Annotated in this window: 19 protein-coding genes and 2 riboswitches; of the genes, 7 read left to right on the top strand and 12 right to left on the bottom strand. The window is 66.3% G+C overall.

The genetic code is table 11. From position 1 onward, the window contains the following. Positions 1–109 precede the first annotated feature (109 nt). The gene (locus LNV28_RS15490; RefSeq protein WP_263517279.1) at positions 110–871 is read left to right on the top strand and encodes a substrate-binding periplasmic protein; all 762 of its coding nucleotides are present in this window, start codon (positions 110–112) and stop codon (positions 869–871) included. A gap of 211 nt (positions 872–1,082) precedes the next feature. After that, entirely contained in the window at positions 1,083–1,907 is an 825-nt protein-coding gene (locus LNV28_RS15485; RefSeq protein WP_263517278.1) for a nidogen-like domain-containing protein, read from the top strand. Between the two features lie 69 nt (positions 1,908–1,976). On the opposite strand, the gene LNV28_RS15480 is transcribed toward LNV28_RS15485, so the two are convergent. From LNV28_RS15480 to gcvT, 4 genes are all read right to left on the bottom strand, one after another. After that, complete coding sequence (locus tag LNV28_RS15480) at positions 1,977–3,368, bottom strand: L-serine ammonia-lyase (protein ID WP_263517277.1); 1,392 nt, start codon at positions 3,366–3,368, stop codon at positions 1,977–1,979. Between the two features lie 280 nt (positions 3,369–3,648). Further along, a complete protein-coding gene (gcvP, locus tag LNV28_RS15475; protein WP_263517276.1) occupies positions 3,649–6,543 on the bottom strand; it encodes an aminomethyl-transferring glycine dehydrogenase in 2,895 nt (964 codons plus the stop codon). Between the two features lie 148 nt (positions 6,544–6,691). Further along, a complete protein-coding gene (gene gcvH / locus LNV28_RS15470) occupies positions 6,692–7,069 on the bottom strand; it encodes a glycine cleavage system protein GcvH (protein WP_263517275.1) in 378 nt (125 codons plus the stop codon). Positions 7,070–7,182: 113 nt separating this feature from the next. Continuing rightward, positions 7,183–8,313 carry a glycine cleavage system aminomethyltransferase GcvT gene (gene gcvT / locus LNV28_RS15465; protein WP_263517274.1) on the bottom strand — a complete coding sequence of 377 codons (1,131 nt, stop codon included), beginning with the start codon at positions 8,311–8,313 and terminating at the stop codon, positions 7,183–7,185. Between the two features lie 67 nt (positions 8,314–8,380). Beyond that, positions 8,381–8,489: riboswitch (glycine riboswitch) on the bottom strand. A 16-nt stretch (positions 8,490–8,505) separates the two neighbouring features. Next, positions 8,506–8,609: riboswitch (glycine riboswitch) on the bottom strand. Positions 8,610–8,781: 172 nt separating this feature from the next. Here gcvT and rfbF point away from each other — a divergent pair. Genes rfbF through LNV28_RS15440 form a run of 5 tightly spaced genes read left to right on the top strand, consistent with a single transcriptional unit; the run spans position 8,782 to position 13,114 of the window. Next, the gene (gene rfbF, locus LNV28_RS15460; RefSeq protein ID WP_263517273.1) at positions 8,782–9,567 is read left to right on the top strand and encodes a glucose-1-phosphate cytidylyltransferase; all 786 of its coding nucleotides are present in this window, start codon (positions 8,782–8,784) and stop codon (positions 9,565–9,567) included. Beyond that, positions 9,564–10,124, top strand: coding sequence for a dTDP-4-dehydrorhamnose 3,5-epimerase family protein (locus LNV28_RS15455; protein ID WP_263517272.1), 561 nt, complete (start codon positions 9,564–9,566; stop codon positions 10,122–10,124). Before rfbF ends, LNV28_RS15455 begins: the two co-directional genes overlap by 4 nt. Beyond that, positions 10,118–11,344 (top strand): methyltransferase domain-containing protein, encoded by a 1,227-nt coding sequence (locus tag LNV28_RS15450; RefSeq protein ID WP_318013861.1) that lies wholly within the window; start codon positions 10,118–10,120, stop codon positions 11,342–11,344. The genes LNV28_RS15455 and LNV28_RS15450 overlap by 7 nt, the downstream gene beginning before the upstream one ends. Before the next feature lie 2 nt (positions 11,345–11,346). After that, positions 11,347–12,477: a DegT/DnrJ/EryC1/StrS family aminotransferase gene (locus LNV28_RS15445; RefSeq protein ID WP_263517271.1), complete on the top strand. Its 1,131-nt coding sequence runs from the start codon at positions 11,347–11,349 to the stop codon at positions 12,475–12,477. Further along, positions 12,470–13,114, top strand: a complete 645-nt coding sequence (locus LNV28_RS15440; RefSeq protein WP_263517270.1) for an acetyltransferase — start codon at positions 12,470–12,472, stop codon at positions 13,112–13,114. Before LNV28_RS15445 ends, LNV28_RS15440 begins: the two co-directional genes overlap by 8 nt. A 4-nt stretch (positions 13,115–13,118) precedes the next feature. Here LNV28_RS15440 and LNV28_RS15435 read toward each other — a convergent pair whose 3' ends face one another. The 8 genes from LNV28_RS15435 to LNV28_RS15400 form a co-directional block, all read right to left on the bottom strand. After that, entirely contained in the window at positions 13,119–14,354 is a 1,236-nt protein-coding gene (locus LNV28_RS15435) for a glycosyltransferase family 2 protein (protein WP_263517269.1), read from the bottom strand. Between the two features lie 17 nt (positions 14,355–14,371). Then, the gene (locus LNV28_RS15430; protein WP_263517268.1) at positions 14,372–15,025 is read right to left on the bottom strand and encodes an LbetaH domain-containing protein; all 654 of its coding nucleotides are present in this window, start codon (positions 15,023–15,025) and stop codon (positions 14,372–14,374) included. Continuing rightward, the gene (locus tag LNV28_RS15425) at positions 15,022–16,083 is read right to left on the bottom strand and encodes an NAD-dependent epimerase/dehydratase family protein (RefSeq protein ID WP_263517267.1); all 1,062 of its coding nucleotides are present in this window, start codon (positions 16,081–16,083) and stop codon (positions 15,022–15,024) included. The genes LNV28_RS15430 and LNV28_RS15425 overlap by 4 nt, the downstream gene beginning before the upstream one ends. A gap of 109 nt (positions 16,084–16,192) precedes the next feature. Continuing rightward, entirely contained in the window at positions 16,193–17,749 is a 1,557-nt protein-coding gene (locus LNV28_RS15420; protein WP_263517266.1) for a hypothetical protein, read from the bottom strand. Beyond that, the gene (locus LNV28_RS15415) at positions 17,746–18,633 is read right to left on the bottom strand and encodes an ABC transporter ATP-binding protein (protein WP_263517265.1); all 888 of its coding nucleotides are present in this window, start codon (positions 18,631–18,633) and stop codon (positions 17,746–17,748) included. Before LNV28_RS15415 ends, LNV28_RS15420 begins: the two co-directional genes overlap by 4 nt. A 126-nt stretch (positions 18,634–18,759) precedes the next feature. Then, positions 18,760–19,476, bottom strand: a complete 717-nt coding sequence (locus LNV28_RS15410; RefSeq protein WP_263517264.1) for an RES family NAD+ phosphorylase — start codon at positions 19,474–19,476, stop codon at positions 18,760–18,762. Next, entirely contained in the window at positions 19,473–19,901 is a 429-nt protein-coding gene (locus tag LNV28_RS15405) for an antitoxin Xre-like helix-turn-helix domain-containing protein (protein ID WP_263517263.1), read from the bottom strand. Before LNV28_RS15405 ends, LNV28_RS15410 begins: the two co-directional genes overlap by 4 nt. 369 nt (positions 19,902–20,270) lie before the next feature. Further along, a complete protein-coding gene (locus LNV28_RS15400) occupies positions 20,271–23,672 on the bottom strand; it encodes an amidohydrolase family protein (RefSeq protein ID WP_263517262.1) in 3,402 nt (1,133 codons plus the stop codon). Positions 23,673–23,774 lie beyond the last annotated feature (102 nt).

The raw sequence follows: 23,774 nt of genomic DNA, 5'->3' as shown, positions 1-23,774 counted from the left end.
CTCGGGTGCTGAACGGGCAAAGCTCGCAGCGGCCAAGCCCATGTGAAAAGACCGGTATTCGGCGCGGCCGAGCGTGAGCCAGCGTGAGCGGCTGCTATTCTTTTCACCGATGGATCGACGTTTTTTCACACGCGCCCTGTTCCCCGCGCTGCTCGCCCTGTGTCTGGCCGGGCCCAGCATGGCCCAGAAGCGCCTGCTCAGCGAAGAGTTTCCGCCCATCAATTTCAGCGAAGGCGGTGAAGCCCGCGGGCTCGCGGTCGATGTGGTGCAAGAGATTCAGCGCCGCTTGCAGCTGGACCTGCCGATCGAGTTCATGCCCTGGGCGCGCGCCTACCGGGATGTCCAACTGGGCGGGGAGACCGCCTTGTTCAGCATGGCGCGTACCGCGGGCCGGGAACGCCTGTTCAAATGGGTGGGTCCGGTGGTGACCTTCTACAGTTCCATCTACGGGCCGGCACGTGGCGGTGTGCGCCTGCGCAGCATGGAGGACGCCAAGCGCGCCAAGGCCGTGCTGGTGGTGCGTGATTGGTACACCTCGGAGGAGCTCAAGCAGCTGGGGTTCCGGAATCTGGTCAGTGTGGCCGACCCTCCGGCGGCCATTCGCATGCTGCTGGCCGGCCGGGCCGACTACTTTGCCACCGAGCGCCTGTCCATGCCCAAGATCATGGCCCAAGCGGGCGTGGCCGAAGAGGCGCTTGAGATCGTCTACAGCTATGCCAGCGCCGAGGGCTACATCGCCTTTTCGCCGGACACGCCTGATGCGCGGGTCAAGGCCTGGCAGACCCAGCTCGATGCCATGAAACGCGACGGCAGCTTTGTTGCCATCTACAAGCGTTGGTTGCCGCAGGACAGTCCGCCGCTCAAGCGCTGAGGTCCTCGCATACTGTGCCGACCATGCCTCTCGTCATGGTGAATTTGTATGCACTTGTTACTTCAATGTCGGGTTTTCTGACAGCGTTACGTTCTGTTTCGTGCAAATTACCGTTGAATCAAGCACTTAGTTTCTTGGCACAAACCCTGCGTCACAAAGAAAGCCCGCCACTCTGCGGGCTTTCGTTTTGACTCCTCTAGGGAACACTGACTTGAAGATCTACAACAGCATTTCCGCCGCACTTTTGGCTTGCGGCCTGATGATGGCCAGCACTGTGGCTTCGGCCGGTGCGGTTCACGACACCGTGAAGTTCACCGACTCGACCTTGAGCGCCAACGATGATGATTCGGTGGGTCCAGTAGCCCTGGGTTTCAACATCAATTTCTTTGGCCTGACTTCGAGCAGCCTGTTCGTCAACAACAACGGTAACGTCACGTTTGATGCTGCCCTCGGCACCTATACGCCCTTCGGCTTGCAGGGCACGGCACGCCAGATCCTGGCTGCCTACTTTGCCGATGTGGATACCCGTGGCGCCAGCAGCGGCCTGACCCAGTACGGCCAGGACCTGATCAATGGACGCAAGGTGTTTGGCGTCAATTGGATCGACGTTGGCTACTTCTCCAACGGCGTCGATAAGCTCAACACCTTCCAGCTGATCATCACCGACCGTTCGGATGTGGGCGCGGGTGATTTCGACTTCGAGTTCAACTACGACAAGGTGCTTTGGGAAACGGGCAATGCCAGCGGCGGCGCCGGCGGTCAGGGCGGAAATTCAGCCCGTGTAGGTTGGTCCAATGGCAATGTGAACTCCTTTGAGTTGGCTGGCTCAGCTGTCAACGGCGCCTTTCTGGACGGCGGCGCGAATGCCCTGGTCAGTGGCTCATTGAACTCCAATGTCGCTGGTCGCTACAGCTTCAGCGTGCGCAATGGTTCGGTGCAGCCGCCCTCGACCGTGCCTGAACCCAGCTCCATGCTCCTGGTTGGTCTGGCTTTGGCTGGCTTGGGCGCGGTCTCACGCCGCCGCCGCAGCGCTTGATGCATCTTCCGCGCTGAGCAAAAGGCGACCCTCGGGTCGCCTTTTTTGTCTTGGAGACTTGAGCCCGGCTCAGCACTCGACGATATTGACCGCCAGCCCGCCGCGCGCGGTTTCCTTGTACTTCGTCATCATGTCAGCGCCGGTATCGCGCATGGTCTTGATGACCTTGTCCAGGCTGACGAAGTGGGTGCCGTCGCCACGCAGCGCCATGCGGGCAGCATTGATGGCCTTGACCGAGGCGATCGCATTGCGCTCGATGCAGGGGATCTGCACCAGGCCGCCGACCGGGTCGCAGGTCAGGCCCAGATGGTGTTCCATGCCGATTTCGGCCGCATTCTCGACCTGCTCGGGCGTGCCGCCCATGACCTGACAGAGTGCACCCGCGGCCATCGAGCAGGCCACGCCGACCTCGCCCTGACAGCCGACTTCGGCGCCCGAGATCGAGGCGTTTTCCTTGTAGAGGATGCCGATGGCCGCAGCGGTCAGCAGGAAGTCGACCACGCCGTCTTCGTTGGCTCCGTGATAGAAGCGCGTGTAGTAATGCAGGACGGCCGGCACGATGCCGGCAGCGCCATTGGTCGGCGCCGTGACGACGCGGCCGCCGGCGGCGTTTTCTTCATTGACCGCCAAAGCGTAGAGATTGACCCAGTCCATCACCTGCAGCGGGTCGCGCAGCGCGGCTTCCGGGTTGGCGGTCAGGTCGCGGTGCAGCTGGGCCGCGCGGCGCTTGACCTTGAAGCCGCCGGGCAGGATGCCCTCGGTGCGGCAGCCGCGGCTGACGCAGTCCTGCATCACTTGCCAGATCTTGAGTAGGCCGGCGCGGGTCTCTTCATCGCTGCGCCAGTGGCGTTCGTTGCGGCGCATGATCTCGGCGATGGAAATGCCATGCTGCTTGCTCAGCACCAGCAGATCGTCACCGGACTTGAAGGGGTAGGGCAGAACGGCCGCATCGGGGGCGATGACTTTTTGCTTGCTGCCGTCTGCCGCCACCTCGTCGCTGACGACAAAGCCGCCGCCAACCGAGTAGTAGGTGCGCTGCTGGATCTCCACGCCTTCGGCATCGAAGGCTGAGAAGCGCATGCCATTGGCATGGAAGGGCAGGCTTTGACGCTTGAACAGCACCAGATCCTTGGCCTCATTGAACTCGATCTCATTCTCGCCGCCTAAGCGGATGCGGCCGCCGCTGCGGATGGCGTCGAGGTAAGCCGGCACCTGCTCGACATCGACCGTATCCGGCTCGTGGCCGGCCAGGCCCAGCAAGACGGCCTTGTCGCTGCCGTGGCCCTTGCCAGTGGCGCCGAGCGAGCCATACATCTGCGAGACCACGCGGGTGGTCTTGTCCAGCACGCCCTCGTGACGCAGGCGTTGCACAAACATGCGTGCCGCACGCATGGGGCCCACGGTGTGCGAGCTGGATGGGCCGATGCCGATCTTGAAGAGGTCGAAGACTGAGACGGCCATGGGGCCTCCAAGCGTTGGTGTGAGATCCGAGCCTGGCCTGAAGAATCAGGCCGGTCTTGTGAAAAAGCCGGCTGGCGTCGATGGTGATAGATCCATCGGACGGGCAGCCGGCCGGTGTGTGGCGTCCCGTAGGGACGCATCGCATGAGAGTTTTTGTCGCGAGCGGCTGTCAGGCAAGGCGGACGGAGCACAGGAACCGGAACGTACTTCCTGTACGTGAGGATTCCGAGCACCGGACCAACGACGCATGGCAGCGGCGCAGCAAAAAACTCTCGTGCGATCAGGCGTAGTCGCTCATCGGCGGGCAAGAGCAGCTGAGATTGCGGTCACCGTAGACGTTGTCGACGCGGCCGACCGGCACCCAGTACTTCTGGCGGCGCAGCGAGGCTACCGGGTAGGCCGCTTCTTCGCGGCTGTAGCCATGCGTCCACTCGGCCGCCAGCAGGCTTTCCGCGGTGTGCGGGGCGTTGACCAGAGGGTTGTCGGTGGCGGTCCAGCTGCCGTCGGCGACCTTGGCGATTTCGGCGCGGATGGCCAGCATGGCGTCGCAGAAGCGGTCCAGCTCGAACTTGGATTCGCTCTCGGTCGGTTCGACCATCAAGGTGCCGGCCACCGGGAAGGACAGAGTGGGCGCATGGAAGCCGTAGTCGATCAGGCGCTTGGCCACGTCCTCAGCGCCGACGCCGGTGGCGTCCTTCAGCGGGCGGATGTCCAGGATGCACTCGTGGGCCACACCGCCGCCCTTGATGCCATCGATATTGCCGCTGAAGTGGATGTCGTAAGCGTCCGCCAGACGGGCGGCCACATAGTTGGCCGAGAGGATGGCCACTTCGGTCGCAGCCTGCAGGCCGTCGGCAGCCATCATGCGGCAGTACATCCAGCTGATGGGCAGCACGGCGGCATTGCCCAGCGGGGCTGCGGACACGGCGCCGATGGCGGTCTTGCTGTCGTAGCCGGCCGAACGGTGGGTGGGCAGGAAGGGCACCAGATCGGCCACCACGCAGACGGGGCCGACGCCCGGGCCGCCACCGCCGTGCGGGATGCAGAAGGTCTTGTGCAGGTTCAGGTGGGAGACATCGCCGCCGAACTCGCCCGGTGCGGCCACACCGACCAGGGCGTTCATGTTCGCACCGTCCACGTAGACACGGCCACCGTGGCTGCGCACCAGGGCGCAGATTTCCTTGACCTGGGTGTCGAACACACCGTAGGTCGAGGGATAGGTGATCATGATGGCGGCCAAGTTGGCGCTGTGCTGCTCGCACTTGGCCTTGAGGTCGGCCAGGTCGATATTGCCTTCCTTGTCGCACTTGGTCACCACGACCTGCATGCCCACCATCTGGGCCGAGGCCGGGTTGGTGCCGTGGGCCGATTCGGGGATCAGGCAGATCTTGCGATGGCCTTCATTGCGCGACTCGTGCCAGGCCTTGATGGCCAGCAGGCCGGCGTACTCACCTTGCGAGCCGGCATTGGGCTGCAGGCTGATGCCGGCGTAGCCGGTGGCTTGGCACAACCAGGCGGTCAGCTGTTCGTTCAGCTGGGCATAACCCTGCAGCTGATCGTGCGGTGCAAACGGGTGCACGCCGGCGAACTCGGGCCAGGTGATGGGGATCATCTCGGCCGTGGCGTTGAGCTTCATGGTGCAGGAGCCCAGCGGGATCATGCTGCGGTCCAGCGCCAGGTCCTTGTCCGACAGGCCGCGCAGATAGCGCAGCATCTCGGTTTCCGAGTGGTAGCGGTTAAAGACCGGGTGGCTCATGAAGCTGCTGGTGCGCTGCAGCTCGGCCGGGATCAGGCTGGCGATGCCCTTGTCGAAGCCGCTCAGGTCTGGCACGGCCTTGCCATCGGCAAACACGGCCAACACGGCGGCCAGGTCGGCGCGGGTGGTGGTCTCGTCCAGCGACAGGCTCAGGGCCTCAGCGCTGGCGCGGCGGAAGTTCATGCCGGCGGCCACGGCGCGCGCCAGGATGGCCTCGGTCTGCGCGCCGGTCTGCACATGCAGGGTGTCAAAGGCGCTGGTGTTGCCGAGGGCAAAGCCCAGACCCTTGAGGCCTTGGGCCAGCACGGCGGTGAAGGAGGCCACGCGTTGGGCGATGCGCTTCAGACCTTGCGGGCCGTGGTACACGGCGTACATGCTGGCCACCACGGCCGGCAGCACCTGGGCGGTACAGATGTTGGAGGTGGCCTTCTCACGGCGGATGTGCTGCTCGCGGGTCTGCAGGGCCAGGCGGTAGGCGGGCTTACCATGCGCGTCGATGGACACGCCGACCAGGCGGCCGGGCAGGCTGCGCTTGTACTCGTCCTTGCAGGCCATGTAGGCGGCGTGCGGGCCGCCATTACCCATGGGCATGCCGAAGCGCTGGGTCGTGCCCACGGCGATGTCGGCGCCTTGCTCGGCGGGGGCCTTGATCAGGGTCAGGGCCAGCAGGTCGGCGGCCGCGATCAGCAGCGCACCTTGGGCATGCACCGCGTCTGCGGCGGCCTGCAGGCTGCGCACATCGCCGTTCACACCGGGGTATTGCAGCAGGGCAGCGAAGCATTCGCTCTGGCCGGCATCAGCAGCCGGGCCGACCACCACGGTGAATCCCAGCGGCTCGGCGCGGGTGCGCACCACTTCCAGGGTTTGCGGCAGCACATCGTCGGCGACGAAGAAAGTCTGGCTCTTGCTCTTGCCCACACGGGCGGCCAAGGTCATGGCTTCGGCGGCAGCGGTGGCTTCGTCCAGCATGGACGCGTTGGCAATCGCCATGCCGGTCAGGTCGGTCACCATGGTCTGGAAGTTGACCAGGGCTTCCATGCGGCCTTGCGAGATTTCAGCCTGGTAGGGCGTGTAGGCGGTGTACCAGGCGGGGTTTTCAAGGATGTTGCGCAGGATGACGCCAGGGGTCAGCGTGTCGTAGTAGCCCTGGCCGATATAGCTCTTGAGCACCTTGTTCTTGCTGGCCATGGCCTTCAGTTCGGCCAAAGCCTGAGCTTCGCTCGCGGCGGCCGGCAGGTCCATGCCCACCGAGCGCTTGATGCTGGCCGGCACCACGGCTTCGATCAGAGCACGACGCGAGGCCGCACCGATCACCGACAACATGCCGGCTTCGTCGCTGGCATCGGGGCCGATGTGGCGAGCGTGGAATTCGGTGGCGTTCTCAAGCACCGACAGGGGCTGCAGGGCGGACATCAACATGGCAAATCCTTGGGGCCTGGCGCCGCTTGTGGCGGCCTCGGGCCGTTTGTGTTCGGGAGAGCCTGCCACAGCAAAGCGCAAGGAATGAATGCGCCCTGTGGCAGGGGGTGCCGCGGCCTCACTGAGGGAGCCGCCGCGGCCAAGCGAATCAGCTGTTCTTGACCAGCTCGTCGTACGCGGTGCAGTCCATCAGGCCGTCCAGCTCGGCGGCGTCGCTGAGCTTGACCTTGAAGAACCAGCCGGTCTTCAGCGGGTCGCTATTGGCGAGCGAGGGGTCGTCGCGCAGGGTTTCGTTGACTTCGGTCACTTCGCCGGACACCGGCATGTAGACATCAGCGGCCGCCTTGACCGACTCGACCACGCCGGCCACTTCCTTGGCGGCGAAGCTGCTGCCCACGGCCGGCAGGTCCACGAACACCACATCGCCCAGTGCGTCCTGTGCGTGCACGGTGATGCCCACGGTGACGATGCCGTCGGCTTCGATCTGGACCCACTCGTGGTCAGGCGTGTACTTGATTGTGCTCATGCGGTGCTCCGTTGCTTTCGGAAGGTGGGGGAAAGGAAATTGAAATGTAGGGTGCCCGGTCGTGGCCGGGCAAGCGCGATATGAGTCGAAGCGACTCTCAAGCGCTCAGCCGCTCAGCCGCGGAAATAGCCGTTGGGTGTGAACGGGGTGCTGGACACCGTCATCGGGGTGCGCTTGTCGCGGACGATGGCGAAGACTTCGGTGCCCATGGCAGCGAATTCCTTGGCCAGATAGGCCAGGGCCACCGGCTTGCCCACCGTCGGGCCCAGAGTGCCGCTGGTGACCACGCCGATTTCCACGCCCTCAGCGTTGACCAGCTTGGCGCCTTCGCGCACCGGCATGCGTTCGCTGCTGACCAGGCCGACGCGCTTGCGGGCGGCGCCGTTGGCGAGCTGTTCGTCCACCACCGCTGCGCCGGGGTAGCCGCCGGCGCGGGCGCCACCGGCGCGACGCACCTTCTGGATGGCCCAGGTCAGCGAGGCTTCGACCGGGGTGGTGCTGGTGTCGATGTCATGGCCGTAGAGGCAGAGGCCCGCTTCCAGGCGCAGCGAATCGCGCGCGCCCAGACCGATGGGCTTGACTTCCGGTTGGGCCAGCAGCTTGCGGGCCAATTCGACCGCTTGGTCTTGATGGACCGAGATTTCGAAGCCGTCTTCGCCGGTATAGCCCGAGCGGGTCAGGAAGGTGTCGATGCCGTCCAGATTGAAGAAGCCGCCGGTCATGAAGGTCAGCTTGGCCACGTCAGCGTTCAGGCGCGACAGAGCGGTCACGGCCTGCGGGCCTTGCAGGGCCAGCAGGGCTTGTTCGGGCAGAGGCAAGACCTGGCACTTGTCGCCGATCTTGGCTTGCATGTGGGCGATGTCCTGCACCTTGCAGCCGGCGTTCACCACCACAAAGAGATCGTCCGGGCGGCGGGCGATCATCAGGTCGTCCAGGATGCCGCCTTGTTCATTGGTGAACAGGGCATAGCGCTGCTTGAACAGGCCGAGGTCGATGACGTCGACCGGCACGATGGTTTCCAACGCAGCGGCAGCGCCGTCACCGATCAGGCGGACCTGGCCCATATGGGAGACATCGAACAGGCCGGCGGCAGCGCGTGTGTGCTTGTGCTCGGCCATCACGCCGGCCGGGTACTGGACCGGCATGTCGTAGCCGCCGAAGGGCACCATCTTGGCGCCAAGTTCGATGTGCAGAGCGTGCAGCGGGGTCTTGAGCAGGGGGGCGGAGGTGTCAGCAGCGGACATGGCGGGCAACTTTCGAGGGCAGACATCTGGCCCACACCCTCGAGACCGGCTCAAGGAGTGGGGTGGGTATGCCCTCGCTGTCCGCTTTACCTGAGAGATTGGCCGCCGGCGTATTGCCAACAGCTTGCCCCTTCGGTGGACGGGCTCGAAACCCGTCTCTCTCCAGTGAGGACGCCCGACGTTTTGTGAACGGGCGTTTTATCAGTCCTTTTGCCTGAGCGTTCGCAGCGTGGGATCACCAGTGCCACTGCGCCTTCGGCGGCTTCCGCGAGGAAGCTCTCTCCTGACCGGCGGGATTGTAGCGGCGCTTTTTGGGGCTTCGGCCGAAGTTTTTTGGTCGCTGCTGTGGCAAAGACGGCGGCTCTCTGCGGTGCGACTCCGGCTTTTGGGTGTGGCAGCCAGGCTTTATGCTGAATTGTTCACATGTGCAATGGATGGGAGCGTGTCAGCCATGGAGGGTCCCCTGCGATGAAGGCCGTGATTCTTGCCGGAGGCCTGGGCACGCGCCTGGCCGAGGAAACCTCGGTGCGCCCCAAACCCATGGTCGAGATTGGCGGCCGGCCGGTGCTGTGGCACTTGATGAAGCTGTATTCGCAGCACGGCATCAATGACTTCATCATTTGCCTGGGCTACAAGGGCTATGTGATCAAGGAGTACTTCGCCAACTACTTCCTGCACATGTCCGACGTCACCTTCGACCTCGCCGAGAACCGCATGGAGATTCGCGACCGGCATTGCGAGCCCTGGCGCGTGACCCTGGTCGACACCGGCGAACACACACAGACCGGCGGCCGCCTGAAGCGCGTCCAGCACTATTTGAGCGACGGCGCCGACCAAGGGCCGTTCTGCTTCACCTATGGCGACGGTCTGGCCGATGTTGACCTGACCGCGCTGATCGAGTTCCACAAGGCACAAGGTCGTCAGGCGACCGTGACCGCGGTGCAGCCGCCCGGGCGCTTCGGCGCGCTCGACATCGAGGGCCAGCGCATCAGCAAGTTCTCCGAGAAGCCGCTCGGTGACGGCAGCTGGGTCAGCGGCGGTTTCTTTGTGCTCGAGCGTTCGGTGCTCGAGCTGATCGACCGGGGCGATGCCACCGTCTGGGAAAGCGGTCCGATGGAGACCCTGGCACGCCAGGGCCAGCTGTCCGCCTACACCCACAGGGGCTTCTGGCAACCGATGGACACCTTGCGCGACAAGACCCGGCTGGAGGAACTCTGGCAGGCCAATGCCGCGCCCTGGAAGGTCTGGCCTTGAAGTTTTCGCCGAGCCCGATAGACGGCCTGTGGGAGATCGAGACCCAGCCGCGCGGTGATGCCCGCGGCAGCCTGACGCGCTGGTTCTGCGAGCAGGAGTTCGCGGCCCTGGGCCGGCCGGGCCTGCATTTCACGCAAAGCAATCTCAGCCGCACGGCCCAGCGCGGCACGGTGCGCGGTCTGCATTTCCAGCATGCGCCGGCGCTGGAGGCCAAGCTGGTGCGCTGCATTGCGGGCCGCGTCTTTGATGTCGTGGTCGACCTGCGTGCGGACTCGCCGACCTTTCTGCGCTGGCATGGCGTCGTGCTGGACGGTTCCCAGGAGCGGCAAGTCTTCATCCCCGAGGGCTGCGCCCATGGCTTCCAGACGCTCAGCGACGATGTGCAGATGCTCTACCAACACAGCGCCCCCTACAGCCCCGAGCACGAGGCCGGCCTGCGCCACGACGACCCGGCCCTGGCCGTCACCTGGCCCCTGCCCATCACCGAGGTCTCGGCGCGTGACCGCCAACATGCGCTGATCGACCCGGCCCATTTCTCAGGAGTTCGTTTGTGCTGAGCTGTCGCCATTGCCAGTCCGCCCTGCATGAGGTCTTCATCGACCTGGGCAGCGCGCCGCCGTCCAATGCCTTTTTGCGCGCCGAGGACCTGAATCGGCCCGAGCTCTACTTCCCGCTCAAGGTCTTCACCTGCCAGGCCTGTGGTCTGGTGCAAGTGGATGAGTTGCAAGGGCATGAAGCCCTGTTCTCGAGCGACTACGTCTATTTCTCGTCCATTTCCAGTTCCTGGGTTGAGCATGCGCGCCGCCATGTCGAGCGCTGCGTCGACCGCCTCGGCCTGGGGCCTGGCTCCCTGGTGCTGGAGATCGCGTCCAACGACGGCTACCTGCTCCAGCATGTGCAGGCGCGCGGCATTCCCTGCCTGGGCATCGAGCCCACGCACAGCACGGCCCAGGCCGCCAGAGCGCGCGGCATCGAAAGCATCGAGCAATTCTTCGGCCGCGAGTTCGCCCAGCATCTGGCGCTGGAGCGCGGCCATGCCGATTGGATCGTGGGCAACAATGTGCTGGCCCATGTGCCAGACATCAACGATTTCGTCGCCGGTCTGAAGGCCGCGCTGGCCCCGGGTGGCTGCATCACGCTGGAGTTCCCGCATCTGCAGCAGCTGGTCGAGCAGGCGCAGTTCGACACCATCTACCACGAGCATTTTTCCTACCTCGGCTTCGCCACCGTGCGGCGCATCTTGGCGGCCCAGGGTCTGGCGGTCTGGGACGTCGAGCAATTGCCCAGCCATGGCGGTTCGTTGCGCGCCTGGGCCGGCCATGCCGAGAGCAGCCCGGCGGAACTGCCAAGCGTCGGGGCACTGCTGGCCCAAGAAGTGGCGGCAGGCATGGAAGAACCGGCGTTCTACCGCAGCTTGCAGGCGCGGGCCGATGCCATCAAACACCAGTTGCTGCGCTTTTTGCTGGAGCAGAAAGCTGCCGGCAAGACCGTGCTGGCTTACGGCGCGGCTGCCAAGGGCTGCACCTTGCTGAACTATGCCGGCCTGCGGCCCGATCTTCTGGCGGCGGTGGCCGATGCCTCGCCGCACAAGCAGGGCCGATTCCTGCCCGGCTCGCGCATTCCTGTCGTCAGCCCCGAGGAACTGCTGGTAGCGCGGCCGGATTTCGTCTTGTTGCTGCCCTGGAATCTGCGCGCTGAGCTGGAGGCCCAGCTGGCCGCCATCCGCGGCTGGGGTGGCCAGTTTGTGGTCGCAGTGCCGGAACTGCAGGTGTTCTGAATATGAGTGCCGCCACGGAAGATCGCATCCACTACACCTTGCCTTCGGTCACCGAGCTGGAGCTGCGTTATGTGGCCGATGCGGCGGCCCATGGCTGGGGCCCGCGCTGCTATGACTACATCCAGCGCTTCGAGGCCGACTTTGCCCGCCATCTGGGCGTGCGCCATGCCATCGCCACCAGCAGCTGCACGGGGGCTTTGCACATGGGCCTGGCGGCCCTGGGTGTGGGCGCAGGCGACGAGGTCATCCTGGCCGACATCAACTGGATCGCCACCGCCGCACCCATCCACCATCTGGGCGCCACGCCGGTTTTTGTCGATGTGCTCGAGCACAGCTGGTGCCTGGACCCGGCCCGCGTGGCGGCGGCCATCACGCCGCGCACCAAGGCCATCATCGCCACGCATTTGTACGGCAACCTTTGCGAGATGCAGGCCTTGCTGGAGCTGGGCGAGCGCCATGGCATCGCCGTCGTCGAGGATGCGGCCGAGGCCATAGGCAGCGTCCACCACGGGCAGCGTGCCGGCTCCATGGGCAGGTTCGGGAGCTTTTCCTTTCATGGCACCAAGTCCCTGAGCACCGGCGAAGGCGGCATGTTCGTCTGCAATGACAGCGCCTTGTTCGAGCGTGTGTTGGCCCTGAGCAATCATGGCCGCGTGGCCGGCCAGGCCCGGCAGTTCTGGCCCGAGGCGATCGGCTTCAAGTACAAGATGAGCAATCTGCAGGCGGCCCTGGGCTGCGCGCAGCTGGAGCGCATCGACGAGCTGGTGGGCGCCAAGCGCCGCATCCTGGCGGCCTACCGCGAGCGTCTGGGCGATCTGCCCCTGCACTTGAACTCGGAAGACCCGGGCTGCATCAATGGCTGCTGGATGCCCACGGCCATCGTCGACGCCGGCCTGGGCTTCGATCGCGAGGCCTTGCTGGCCGACTTCAAGGCCGACCGCATCGATGGCCGGACCTTCTTCTGGCCGCTCAGCATGCTGCCCATGTTCGAGCCCCGGCCCGACAACGTCGTCAGCTACGGCCTGCAGGGCCGCGGCATCAACCTGCCGAGTTACCACGATTTGAGCGAGGCCCAGATTGATCGGGTGTGCGCTCATGTTCGGCGTCATGTCCAGGGCTTGCGACATGGCTGAGGACTTGTTGATCTGGGGCGCCACGGGCCAAGCCCGGGTCTTGCACGAATTGATCGGCCAGGGCCAGGCCTGGCGCCTGGTGGCTCTCGGTGACCGTCAAGCCGTGCCTCATCCGCTGCCGGCCAGTGCCGTTCCTCTGCTGTACGGCGAGGCGGCTTTGCTGTCATGGCTGGCAGGCCGCGCGAGCTTGCCGGCTGCCGCCGCCGCCATTGGCAGTGACAACCGCGCACGCCTGGCCGTGCTGGCCTGGCTGCAAGGTCTAGGTTTGGCCTTGCCCAGCCTGGTCCATCCGCGCGCATTCGTCGCCGCTGACGCGCATCTGGCCGAAGGCTGCCAGATCCTCGCGCAGGCAGCGGTGTGCAGCCATGCGGGGCTGGGACGCGGCGTGATCGTCAACACCGCCGCCGTGGTCGAACATGATTGCCAATTGGACGAGGGCGTGCACATCGCACCGGGCGCGGTGCTGGCCGGTGAATGTGAGCTCGGCGCTCGTGTCTTCGTCGGCGCTGGCGCCGTGCTACTGCCGCGCTTGCGCATCGGCGCCGATGCGGTGATCGGCGCGGGCGCCGTGGTCTTGCACGATGTGCCGGCCGGTGCCCGGGTGGTCGGCAATCCGGCCCGACCCTTGCCGTCCTGAGGGCTCAGGCTGCGAATTTGCGCAGCAGCTCCGACTCCTGAATCACGCAGGCTCCGCCCAGGTGTTGCCGCTCCGCATCGCTCAGCGGCAGGCGGCTGAGCACCAGGCCATGTTCGCCGAGCGGGGGGAGATCGCGGGTGTCGGCAAGAAACTGCACCGGCTGTTCCGAGCGCTGGCGGATGTAGTCGCGCAGGTCTTCGCTGAAGTCGCCCAGGCAGAGGCGCTGCTGCACGCCGCGGCCCAGCTCAGGGTCGGTCAGCCAGAACTGCAGGGCGGCAAAGCCGCGCAAGGTGTCCAGGTCCATGGGCAGCAGCGATTCGGCGCCCAGGGCCTTGAGCCGGTAGGCCAGGTAGTAGGTTTCCACCGCGTCGCGGTCGGCGCCCAGGCGCAGGCGCACCGCCACGGCGATGCGGCGGGCGATCATCTGCTCGATGCGCAGCAGGAACTCGGCGCGCTCGCTCTCGCTCAGCTGGCTGCGGGCGCGGCCCAGGATGTATTCAAGGCCGGCGCGGTAGCGGTCCCAGGCGGTCTCGGCCTCTTCATTGCCGCCTTGCTCGCGTTGGTGGTCGGCGAAGTAGTTGGTGATGGAGACGTAGTAAGGCTCTTTGAGAAAGAGCACGGCCGAGCGGTCCACATACTCGGCCGCCTGCACGTAGGCGTAGTAGGCCTGTTGGTGGATGCGCGGCAGCGCCGCTTGCACGAGTTCGCGCCGGCAGATGTTGATGTCGGGAAAGATACCGTAGCGCAAGAGCGTGTCCAGCAACTCGCGCTGCTGGCCGGCCTCGATGCGCACATCGCGGTCCTGGCGATAGAACTGGCCGAGGTCCAGGTCTTGCACCAGGTCCAGCAGCTTCCAGGGTGCGTAGACGATGCCGACCTCGGGCTGCGCCTCCATCAGCGCAATCACCTCGGCCACGCGCGCGCCCATCACCGCGTCGTCATCGGCGATATAGACCAGGTAGCGGCCCCGGGCCTGGGCTTGCAGAAACTGGTAGTTGGCGCGGCCGCCGCGGTTCTCGGCCTGACGGACATAACGGATCGGCAGATCGGCCTGGTAGCGGGCCACGACTTCGGCCGTGTCGTCCGCCGAGGCATTGTCCGAAATGAAGACCTCGCAGGGGTAGGGGAAGTCGGCCAGCTCCAGGCACAAGCTGCCGAGCAGCGAGTCCAGGTAGCGGGCGCGTTGGTAGGTCGGGATGCAGAAGCTGACCAGGGGCGAGGTGGAGATGGGGGAGGACATGGGGGAGGGCCTTTGCCTCAGGCGTGAAAGTAGCGCTGCCAGAACGGCGCTGCGCCGGCCTTCAGCGCCTTGAAGATGGGCTTGCGCGGGCCGCCAGGCCCGGCCAGCACATAGCAGTCGCCGGGCGTGTCGCAATCGACCAGCACGACACCGGGGGCAATCACCGTGTTGGCGCGCACCCGGCAATGGCCGATCACCATGGAGCCCGGGAACATCACCGTGTGGCCCTCGAAGTGCGGGCGGTGGCCGTCCAGCTTGTGGCCGATGGTGCAGCCCTGGTGGAAAACCAGATGGCTGCCGAAGCTGGCCTTGGCGAAGACCAGACCCGGCGTGTGGCCGATCAGGAAGACCTCGGGCAAGGCCACGTCGTAGAACAGCTCCAGGCCGTGCAAGGCCTTGTTGAGCAGAAAGAGGCGGGTTGCGGTGACGCCGTCTCTCAGCGTCACGCCGACCTCGTTGGACAGGAAGTACAAAAAGCTCGCGTACTGGCCCGACATCACTGGGTCAAAGCCCTGCGGCCAGGCGATCACCTGGCCGACGCAGTGGCGCACTCGGTCCAGGGTCGCCGGCATGGCCGCCTGCACAACGTCCCGACTGTCCAGGTCGTCGGGGTAGAAGTTCTCGAGCTGGCGGCAGACGAATGCGGCCAGGCGATCGGGATCGGGGCTCATGCGGCTGCCACCGTCTGCTGCCAGCGCAGCGATTCATCGAGCGCGCCGCTGGTGATGTGCTGCTCCAGCACCTTCAGGCGCATGAAGCTGGAGCTGCGGAAGTCGGCATCGCCAAAGCGCATGGCGCGCAGGCCTTCGATCAAGCCGGCGATGGCCGCATCCAGCGTGATCTGCGGCTGGTGTGCCGGCGCCAGGCGCTGGAAGAGCGAGAAATCCACCCGGTAGCTGCGCCGGTCGGGCGGCGCCTCGGTGTTGATGTGCAGGGCCGTGCCGGGCAAGGCGCGCTGCACGGCGGCGGCCAGATCCCGCACCTGGTAGTTCCAGTCGCTGGCGCCGGTGTTGATGGCCAGAAAGGGCTGGGCCTCGTCGACCGGCCGCAGCAGCGCCCATTCGATCGCCCGGGCCATATCGCGCACCTCGATCAGCGGTCGCCAGGGGCTTCCGTCGCTGAGCACGCTGATCTCGCCCCGGCTCACAGCGCAGGCGACGAAGTCATTGAGCACCAGGTCCAGGCGCAGGCGCTCGGACATTCCGCAGGCGGTGGCAAAACGCAGGGCGGTGAAGCTGTCGCCAGGTCGGGCCAGTGCCGCCAGGGCCTGTTCGCTGGCCAGCTTGGAGCGGGCGTAAGCGGTCAGCGGGTTCAGCGCGTCGCCCTCGCGGCGTGGCCCGCCTTCGGCCGCGCCGTAGAGGCTGCAGCTGGAGGCGAAGACGAAGCGGCGCACACCAGCAGCGCGCGCGCGGCCGGCCAGGTCGGCCACGGCGCGGTGGTTGATGGCGTCGGTGACCGCCTCAAAGCGCGAGCCCATGGGGTCGTTGGACACGGCGGCCAGGGCGACCACGGCGTCGACGCCGCGCAGCAGGGCATCGGGCAGATCGCGCACATCGCCGAAGTACTGGGCATCGAGCTGGCGTTCCGGCAGGGCGGACGGGGCGCTCAGCACATGAGCAAAGAAGCCGCTGTCGTAAGCAATCAGCTCAGCGGCAGGTAGGACCCAACGCAGATGACGGACCAGCACCGGTCCGATATAACCCATATTGCCGGTGATCAGGATGCGCATGCTGGCGTCAATGCAGTGGATGCGGCCATTGTCGGCCGCGCTGGCGGTGCCCAGGCGCTGTGGATGGCCGGCTTTTCCTGCTAGTTCTGCGGCTATTGCGGCGGCTATTTCAGCGGTTGCGGCGCTGCTGCAGAGCCATTCCCAGCAGCGCCAGGCCGGCCGCGGCCACCAGCACCAGGCCGCTGCTCAGTGGCGTGGCCGCCCGGTTGAAGCCCAGCAGGTCGAGTGCGCGGACATCGGGCAGTTGGGTGGCCAGGTACAGCCAGCTCAGGAACAGCATCAGAAAACTGCGCCCGCCCTGGGTGGCCTGGCCCAACAGGCTGGCGCAGGTGCTCAAGAGCAGCAGGCCGGCCAGCAGCGCCGCCGTGGCCATGGGGTCCAGCCAGCGCAGCAAGGCCGGCGCGCAGAACAGCAGGCCCAGCAAAAGGCTGGCCAGGCCCTGGCGCCAGTAGCGCAGCCGGGCGCCACCGGGCAGGGCGGCCTGCAGCTCGCTGCAGCCTGACTGCGCGTCGCGCGCGGGCAGGTCGCTGATCAGCACGCCCCAGACCGCACAGCCGGCGATCAGCAGAGCCGGCAGTTGCGCCGTCGGCAGCAGCAGGCCCGCCAGCCAGGCGGCGGGCAGCAGCAGCAAAGCCAGGGGGCTGAGGATCAGGCTCAGCAGTGCATCGGCCAGCACCTGGCCGGCCAGGCCCGGCAGGCGGGCGCTGAGCGGCAGCAAGCGGGCGCAGGCCCGAGTCAGCGGCGCGAGCAGACGGGCCAGCAGGCCGGCCCAGAAGCCGCGCTGTGCCACGGGCCGGGCACGCACCAGGTCCGGGTCATAGCGGTGGAACAGCCACAGCGCTGGCAGCAGGGGCAGGGTGGCGACGCCGACGGCGGCCAGGCGCAGAGCCGTCAGCTGGCTCGACCAGTAGTTGGCCGGGAAGCTCAGCATCGGCAGGGCCGCATCGAAGGGCCCGCCGCCGACCGAGATGTGTTCGGTGTTCAGCGTGGCGCAGAGCTGCATCAAGCTGCTGGACATGCCCGAGATGTCGAGCGCGAACAGCGGGTTCAGCGTGCGTAGGCCCTGGCCCAGGGTCAGGGGCAAGACGGCGAACTGGGCCATCCAGAGGCCGAAGAACAGCAGGTCGCCGCGCTTGCCCATCAGCGGCGCCCAGGCATCGCAGAGCACCGCGAGGCTGGCACTGAAGACCAGCACCGGCAGCAGCAACAGGGTATAGGTTTGCAGATAGACCAAGGGCTGGACGGGGCCTTCGCCGCGTGTCCACTGCAGCACCCAAACGGTCAGCATCATGCCCATGGTCAGGATCACCAGAAACAGCAGGGCGCCCAGCCAGCGCGCCAGCAGCAGCAGGCTGCTGGACATGGGGGTGGCGCCCAGCACCTGGGCGCAGCCGCTGCGCAAGTCTTCCTGGCAGCGGCCGCGTGAGAGGTAGAAGCCGGCCAGGCCCAGCAGCATGCCGGTCAGCGTCGCGCTGCCGAAGGCCAGGGTGGCGCTGTCGTAAACCATGCGGGCGCGGCCCACCACCATCATGGCCACACCGCTGCGCGGGTCGGCCACCATCAGCCAGGCCAGGGCCACGGCCGCCAGCAGCACCAGCAGGGAACTGATGCGACGGCTGCGCAGGCGCAGCTCGTTCTGCACCATCGCTTGCAGCGCGGCCTTCATGCCGCCAGGCCCAGGGTTGCGGCCGGGCTGTCTTGCTGGGCGTAGCGCAAGGCCATCAGCGCTTCTTCCAGGCTCGGCTCGCTGAGCCGCGCTGCGCTGCAAGGCTGCTGATCGGCGGCCATGCGCAGACGGATCTGCTCGCCCAGGCGCTGGCTCTGCAGCACATGGACCTGGCCACGCAGCGCTTCGTAGTCGGCCGGGGCCAGATCGGCGCTCCAGACGCGCGGCCGGGCGCGCTCCAGCAGCTCAGCCGGCGACTCGAAAGCGATCAAGCGGCCCTGGCGCATGATGGCCAGATGGCCGGCCATGTTCTCCACGTCCGAGACGATGTGGGTGGAGACGATCACCAGCTTGGAAAAACCGATCTCGCTGAGCAGCTGGCGAAAGCGCAGGCGCTCCTCGGGGTCCAGGCCGGCGGTCGGCTCGTCGACGATCAGCACATCGGGGTCGTTCAGCAAGGCTTGGGCGATGCCCAGGCGCTGGCGCATGCCGCCCGAAAAGCTGGCCGCCTGGCGCTTGGCATGCGGGGCCAGATTGACCAGCTCCAGCAGGCGCTGGATGCGAGCCGGGTCGCGCACGCCCTTGAGTGCGGCGAAGTACTGCAAAAACTCGAGCGCGCTGAGCTGCGCATAGACGCCAAAGTCCTGCGGCAGATAGCCCAGGCGGCGGCGCATGAGATCGGGCTTGGCGACGATGTCCTGGCCGTCCAGCAAGATGCGGCCGCTGCTGGGCTTGCTGAGCGTGGCGATCATCTGCATCAGGCTGCTTTTGCCGGCGCCGTTGTGGCCGATCAGGCCCAGCACGCCGGGCTTGAGTTCGAGGCTGAGATCGTCCACGGCTTTCAGGGCGCCATAGCGTTTGACCACGTTTTGAATGCTCAGCATGAATCGGCCTTTTTTGTCTGGGTGTTGGCTGGTGATGACCGCGAGTCTAGGCAGACCGCTGGGCGGACGCCCTCGGGATTCGACAGACCGTCAAAGCGCCGGCATGGGCGGCATGGGCGGAGCGATTCAGAGCTGGTGCAGCTCGGATTTCAGGTACCACTCGCTGATGCGCTCGCCGTTCCAGCGCAGGGTCACATGCTCGCCCTGGCGCGCTGGGGGGCGGGTGGCCTGCGGATTGAAGAGGGCGACGCATTGGCCGCCTGTGTGGCGCACGCTGTCGTAGACCAGGCCGGCGCTGCCGGCGGCGCGCAGGTCGGCGGCGAAGGGGCGCGAGTGGGCATAGGACTGCGGGTCTAGCAGCGCCAGCAGCTCAGGAGTGCGGGCGCCGCGCAGCTCATGAAGATCGGCGGCGATGCTGACCCGGTAGCAGCGCAGGTCCACGTCAATGGCCGGCTCGCTCGTGCGGGCCAGGAACAAAGAGCGGTGGTGGCTGACCTCGGCCACGGCCGTGTCCAGCTCTCGGGCAGCGTAATAGACGCCGTAGCTGCCGTCGGAGAAACGGCTGCCCTCCGGGTTCAGGTGGGTGAAGGCGGCCATGATGGGGCTGCTGCCCGGGCCGCTGAGGCGCTGGGCCTGCGGCACCAGGCTCAGCTCGCCGGCCAGCTCGCGCAGGCGCGGGTTGCCCAACGACTCGATGGCGAAGACCACCTCCAGATCGGCCGGATCGGCCACCGCATCAAACAGCAGCACGGGCGGATAGCGGCTGGGCAAGAGGCGGCAGGAATCGGGCCAGTGCAGCGGCGTGGTGCTGATGTCGCGCAGGGACAAGGGTTCTTTGCTCAAGCCCAGCCGCCTCTTTGGGCGTCCAGGTATTGGCGGACCACGAACAGGTCCGAGACCTGGCCGCCCAGCATGCGGGCGAGGGCGCTGGCGCCACCGAACAGCGGTGCGCTATTGGCCTTCTTGATCCAGGCGTCGGCCCGCTCGGGAATGGGCAGGAGGATCTGCAGACCGGCATAGATGCCGAAGACATGGGACAGACGCTCGAGCGTGGCCGCGTCCAGGCCACTCTTGATGCGGCCAGCCTTCCAGTCGTAGAACGTGGTGCGGCCGCAACCGAGCAGGCGCTGCTGTTCTTCGTTGCTCAGACCCCAGGCGTGGGCGATGCGAAAGAAGGTGCGCAAGGCCGCACCGGCGGCAGCCGGGGTTTGCAAGCCCGGCTGGGCAGCGGGGGCTTGCGGGTGCAGTTCGGAAGCAAGGGCGGCCATGGCGAACTCCTGAGGGCAAACGTCAATGCGGACCTGGTGGGACGGCGAGCGGGCCGCTACGGCGAAGCTCGTCAGCGCATCAGACGGCAGCGTCAGTATAAGTTCTTCTGCGAACTAAAACAACATTTTGGTTCGCCGTTGAATTCACTCCGTCCCGCGCCTCTTTCTTGAGAAGCAAAACCCGGAATACGACGCGGAGCAAGCAGCCGAGGGACGCAGAGCTTGCAGAGCATCTGGCAGGGCTTGGCTCTCTCTGCGTACTCCGCGTCTCTCTGAGGCCTCTGCGTGCCAGAGTTCTCCACGAACGCCGGGTGCTGCAAGGGGCCAGGGATGCTCGCAATTCACCCGTCTACGACTCGCGCCCCAGTCTCAATCCTCCCCATGCCCATGACCATGGCTGTGTCCGTCCACCGGCATGCTGCGGCCGTCGGCGCCGTCGAAGAAGAAGGGCTTGCGGGCCTTTTGGCGCGGCAGCACCTCGTTCATGCTGCCGACCTCGAAGACCCGGCCGTTCTGCATCACATGGCTGATGCGGTCGCTCTGGCGGATGTCCTTGAGCACATCGCCGTCGATGATGACCAGATCGGCCAGCTTGCCCACCTCGAGCGAGCCCAGGTCCTTGTCCAGGCCCAGGTAATGCGCCGGGTTGGCGGTGGCGGTGCGGATGGCTTCCAGCGAGCTCATGCCGCCCAGGCCGAACATCCACATCTCCCAATGGGCGCCCAGGCCTTCGCGCTGGCCGTGGGCGCCGATATTGGCCTTGACGCCGCCGCGCTGCAGCTCGGTAGCGGTGCGGGCGACGCGGATGACGTTGAAGTCTTCCTCGGGCGCGGTCTCGCGGCGGACGCCGCGCGATTCCAGCACCGCGCGCGGCACGTACTTGCTCAGCAGCGGGTGTTTCCAGACTTCCGTGCGGGCGTACCAATAGTGCTCACCGTCCAGGCCGCCGTAGGCCACGTTGAGCGTGGGCGTGTAGCCGACTTGCGTCTGCGTCCAGAGCTGCTTGACGTCGTCGTAGACCTCGGCCACGGGCAGGGCGTGTTCGATGCCGGTGTGGCCGTCGACGATCATGCTCATGTTCAGCTGGAACAGCGAACCGCCCTCGGGCACCACCATCATGCCGGTCTGGCGTGCGGCCTCGATCACCTGCTGGCGTTGCTCCCGGCGCGGCTGCTGGTAGCTCTTGACGCTGATGGCGCCGGCGGCCTTCTGGCGCTTGAGGTGGCTGAGCGCATCGTCGAGGCTGTTAACCGGGGCATTGATGCTGCCCTTGGCGCCGTAGAGGATGGAGCCGGTCGAATAGATGCGCGGGCCGGTCACCAGGCCGGCACGCTGCATCTCGGCTTGCGTGAAGATGTCGCCGTTGCGGTTGGACGGGTCGTGGATGGTGGTCAGGCCAAAGGCCAGGGAGGCGTAGTTGATCCAGCTTTGCTGCGGGATGATTTCGCTCTCAGCCATGCCGCCGTGCCAGTGCGCGTCGATCAGGCCGGGGATGATGGTCTTGCCGCGCGCGTCCAGGCGCTTGGCGTCGGCCGGGATCTGCACCTGATCGGCGCGGCCGATGGCGGCAATGCGGTTGCCCTGCACCACGATCACGCCGTCTTCGATCACCTCATCGCCCTTCATGGTGGCGATGCGGGCGCCGCTGATGGCGATGCGGCCTGCGGGCTTGTCGCTGGCCTGGTTGAAGCCGATCTTGCGGCCGGCCTGCTGCACCGTCTCGGGCTTGAAAGCGCTGGCCACCGGCTTGCCTTCGGCGTCCACGGCCGCCGGCGGGAAGGCTTCGGCCAGGCGGGCGCTGAAGAGCTCGTCGCCATGGTTGAACCAGAGCTGCTGGCTGTCGCCGCTCCACTGCATGTCCTCGCCGGCCACCACATCGAGCTGGCGCACCGGCAGCGCGTCCATCTTGGGGCCGACGGTGATGGTCTTGCCGGCCTGCGGCAGCGGCGTCACATAGGCATGGCTGCGCTCGACAAAGCCCAGCCACTGGCCATCGGGCGAGAGGCTGTATTCGCTGACGTACTCGCTGCGTGCGACCTCGGTTTCGCTGCGGTCCTTGAGCTCGATGCGCCAGAGCGAGCGGCGCGAATCGACCTCATTGCTCATGCTGGAGCGGCTGACAAACAGGGCGTCATTGCGGGCGCCGAACTGCGGGCTGTCGCCGTCCTTGCTGATGCGCTGCGGTTCGCCGCGGCCGTCGGCGGCGGCCAGGTAGACGCCGTTCTCCAGGCCATGCCAGGGCGTGGTCAGGTAGCCGCCTCTGGCCTTGACGTAGGCGATCTGCTTGCCGTCGGGTGAGAAACGCGGCGAGAGGTATTTGCCGGGCGCCTTGGTGATCACGGTCTCGCGGCCGCTGGCCAGGTCCAGCTTGCGCACACTGCCGAGCTTGTCGTCGTTCCAGCTCACATAAACCAGCTCGCGGCCATCGCGCGAGAAGCTGGGGAAGAACTCAAACGCCTCGCCTTGCTGCTGGGTCAGGCGGCGCGGCGCCGCGTCCGAGCGCAGGTCCTTGAGGTAAAGATGGCCCAGGGCCGAGTAGACGACCGACTTGCCATCGGGCGTGGTGTTCACCCAGCGCAGCTGCTTGACGGCAAACTGATCGGGCGCCACCTCTTGCGGCACGCGCAAGGCCTCGCGCACCTCGCGCTGGTCCTTCACATGGAAGGGGATCTCGGCGGCCGTGCTCTTGAAGGGGTCGACGCGCCAGAGCTTGCCCTGGGCCCAGACGACGATCTGTTTGGCGTCTGGCGTCCAGGCAAAGGCCGGGTAGACGCCGTTGATGGACCAGCTCTCCTGCAGATCACGCTCGAGCTGGCCCCAGGCGGCGAACTCGCGGCCGCTGCTCAGGTCCTTGAGGAAGAGCGTGCTCTGGTTGCGCACGCGGCGCACAAAGGCCAGGTACTTGCCATCGGGCGAGGGGGTGGGGCGGATGGCGCCGCCGGCGCCTTGCACAAAGGCCTCGACCGTGCCGTCGCTGAGGTCCTGGCGGAAGATCTTGAAGATCTCGCCGTTGGAGTTTTTGTTGTACTCGAAGCTGCGGCCCGGCGTGGTGTCTTGCGAGTAGTAGAGGTATTTGCCGTCGGGCGAAAGCGCGGGCTCGCCCAGGTCTTTCTGCCAGTTGGGCTTCTCATTCAGCTGCACTCCCTTGTTGCCGGCTGCGGCGCCGTCCACATGAAAGAGCCAGATCTCGCCCGAGCCGGCCGAGCGGGTGCCGGTGTAGTGCTTGCGCGCGGCGATGTACTTGCCGTTCGGGTGCCAGACCGGGTTGTTGAGCAGGCGGTAGTCTTCCTTGGTCACGGCGCGGGCGCCGCTGCCGTCGGCATTCATCACCCAGATGTTGTCGCCGCCGCCGGCGTCGCTCTGGAAAGCGATCTGGCGGCCATCGGGCGAAAACCGGGCCTGCTGTTCCCAGGCGATGGAATGGGTCAGGGGCTTGGCCTCGCCGCCCGCGATGGGCAGTAGGTAGAGGTCACCGAGCAGGTCGAAGACCAGCTGCTTGCCGTCCGGGCTCACGTCCACGCTCATCCAGGTGCCGCTGCGGGTGTCGATCTGCACCTGGCGGCCGCTGCCGGGCGGCTGGTTGACGTTCCAGGTCTTTTTGTCAGTTGCTTTCTCGGCAGCTTTCTCTGCAGCCGGGGCGGTTTGGGCGATGCCGCAGTGCACGGCACCCAGCAGGGCGGCGGCCAGGGCGCAGGCGCGCAGGGCGGAGGGGCAGGTCTTGCCCGCGGTGGCGGGGCTCAGAAACGAAGGGGTGGCAGTGGGTGTGCTCATGGTGGACTTGGGTGAAGTGCCGGGCGAGGATAGCGACTGCTGCCCAGCCTAGCCATGGGCAATTGCCCTTTGGAAAGGCGATTGCGGCGAGCTTTGGGCGCA

The sequence above is a fragment of the Paucibacter sp. DJ2R-2 genome (genome assembly GCF_025717675.1).
Taxonomy (GTDB): domain Bacteria; phylum Pseudomonadota; class Gammaproteobacteria; order Burkholderiales; family Burkholderiaceae_C; genus Paucibacter_A.
This window is presented reverse-complemented; position numbering and strand designations above follow the sequence as displayed.

Bases quoted from the DNA above. Each gene is read 5' to 3' on its own strand.
- rfbF (WP_263517273.1), top strand. From the start codon at position 8,782: ATGAAGGCCGTGATTCTTGCCGGAGGCCTGGGCACGCGCCTGGCCGAG.
- gcvH (WP_263517275.1), bottom strand. From the start codon at position 7,069: ATGAGCACAATCAAGTACACGCCTGACCACGAGTGGGTCCAGATCGAA.
- LNV28_RS15445 (WP_263517271.1), top strand. From the start codon at position 11,347: ATGAGTGCCGCCACGGAAGATCGCATCCACTACACCTTGCCTTCGGTC.
- LNV28_RS15425 (WP_263517267.1), bottom strand. From the start codon at position 16,083: ATGCGCATCCTGATCACCGGCAATATGGGTTATATCGGACCGGTGCTG.
- LNV28_RS15415 (WP_263517265.1), bottom strand. From the start codon at position 18,633: ATGCTGAGCATTCAAAACGTGGTCAAACGCTATGGCGCCCTGAAAGCC.
- LNV28_RS15430 (WP_263517268.1), bottom strand. From the start codon at position 15,025: ATGAGCCCCGATCCCGATCGCCTGGCCGCATTCGTCTGCCGCCAGCTC.
- gcvT (WP_263517274.1), bottom strand. From the start codon at position 8,313: ATGTCCGCTGCTGACACCTCCGCCCCCCTGCTCAAGACCCCGCTGCAC.
- LNV28_RS15420 (WP_263517266.1), bottom strand. From the start codon at position 17,749: ATGAAGGCCGCGCTGCAAGCGATGGTGCAGAACGAGCTGCGCCTGCGC.
- LNV28_RS15435 (WP_263517269.1), bottom strand. From the start codon at position 14,354: ATGTCCTCCCCCATCTCCACCTCGCCCCTGGTCAGCTTCTGCATCCCG.
- LNV28_RS15480 (WP_263517277.1), bottom strand. From the start codon at position 3,368: ATGGCCGTCTCAGTCTTCGACCTCTTCAAGATCGGCATCGGCCCATCC.
- gcvP (WP_263517276.1), bottom strand. From the start codon at position 6,543: ATGTTGATGTCCGCCCTGCAGCCCCTGTCGGTGCTTGAGAACGCCACC.
- LNV28_RS15400 (WP_263517262.1), bottom strand. From the start codon at position 23,672: ATGAGCACACCCACTGCCACCCCTTCGTTTCTGAGCCCCGCCACCGCG.
- LNV28_RS15490 (WP_263517279.1), top strand. From the start codon at position 110: ATGGATCGACGTTTTTTCACACGCGCCCTGTTCCCCGCGCTGCTCGCC.
- LNV28_RS15405 (WP_263517263.1), bottom strand. From the start codon at position 19,901: ATGGCCGCCCTTGCTTCCGAACTGCACCCGCAAGCCCCCGCTGCCCAG.
- LNV28_RS15440 (WP_263517270.1), top strand. From the start codon at position 12,470: ATGGCTGAGGACTTGTTGATCTGGGGCGCCACGGGCCAAGCCCGGGTC.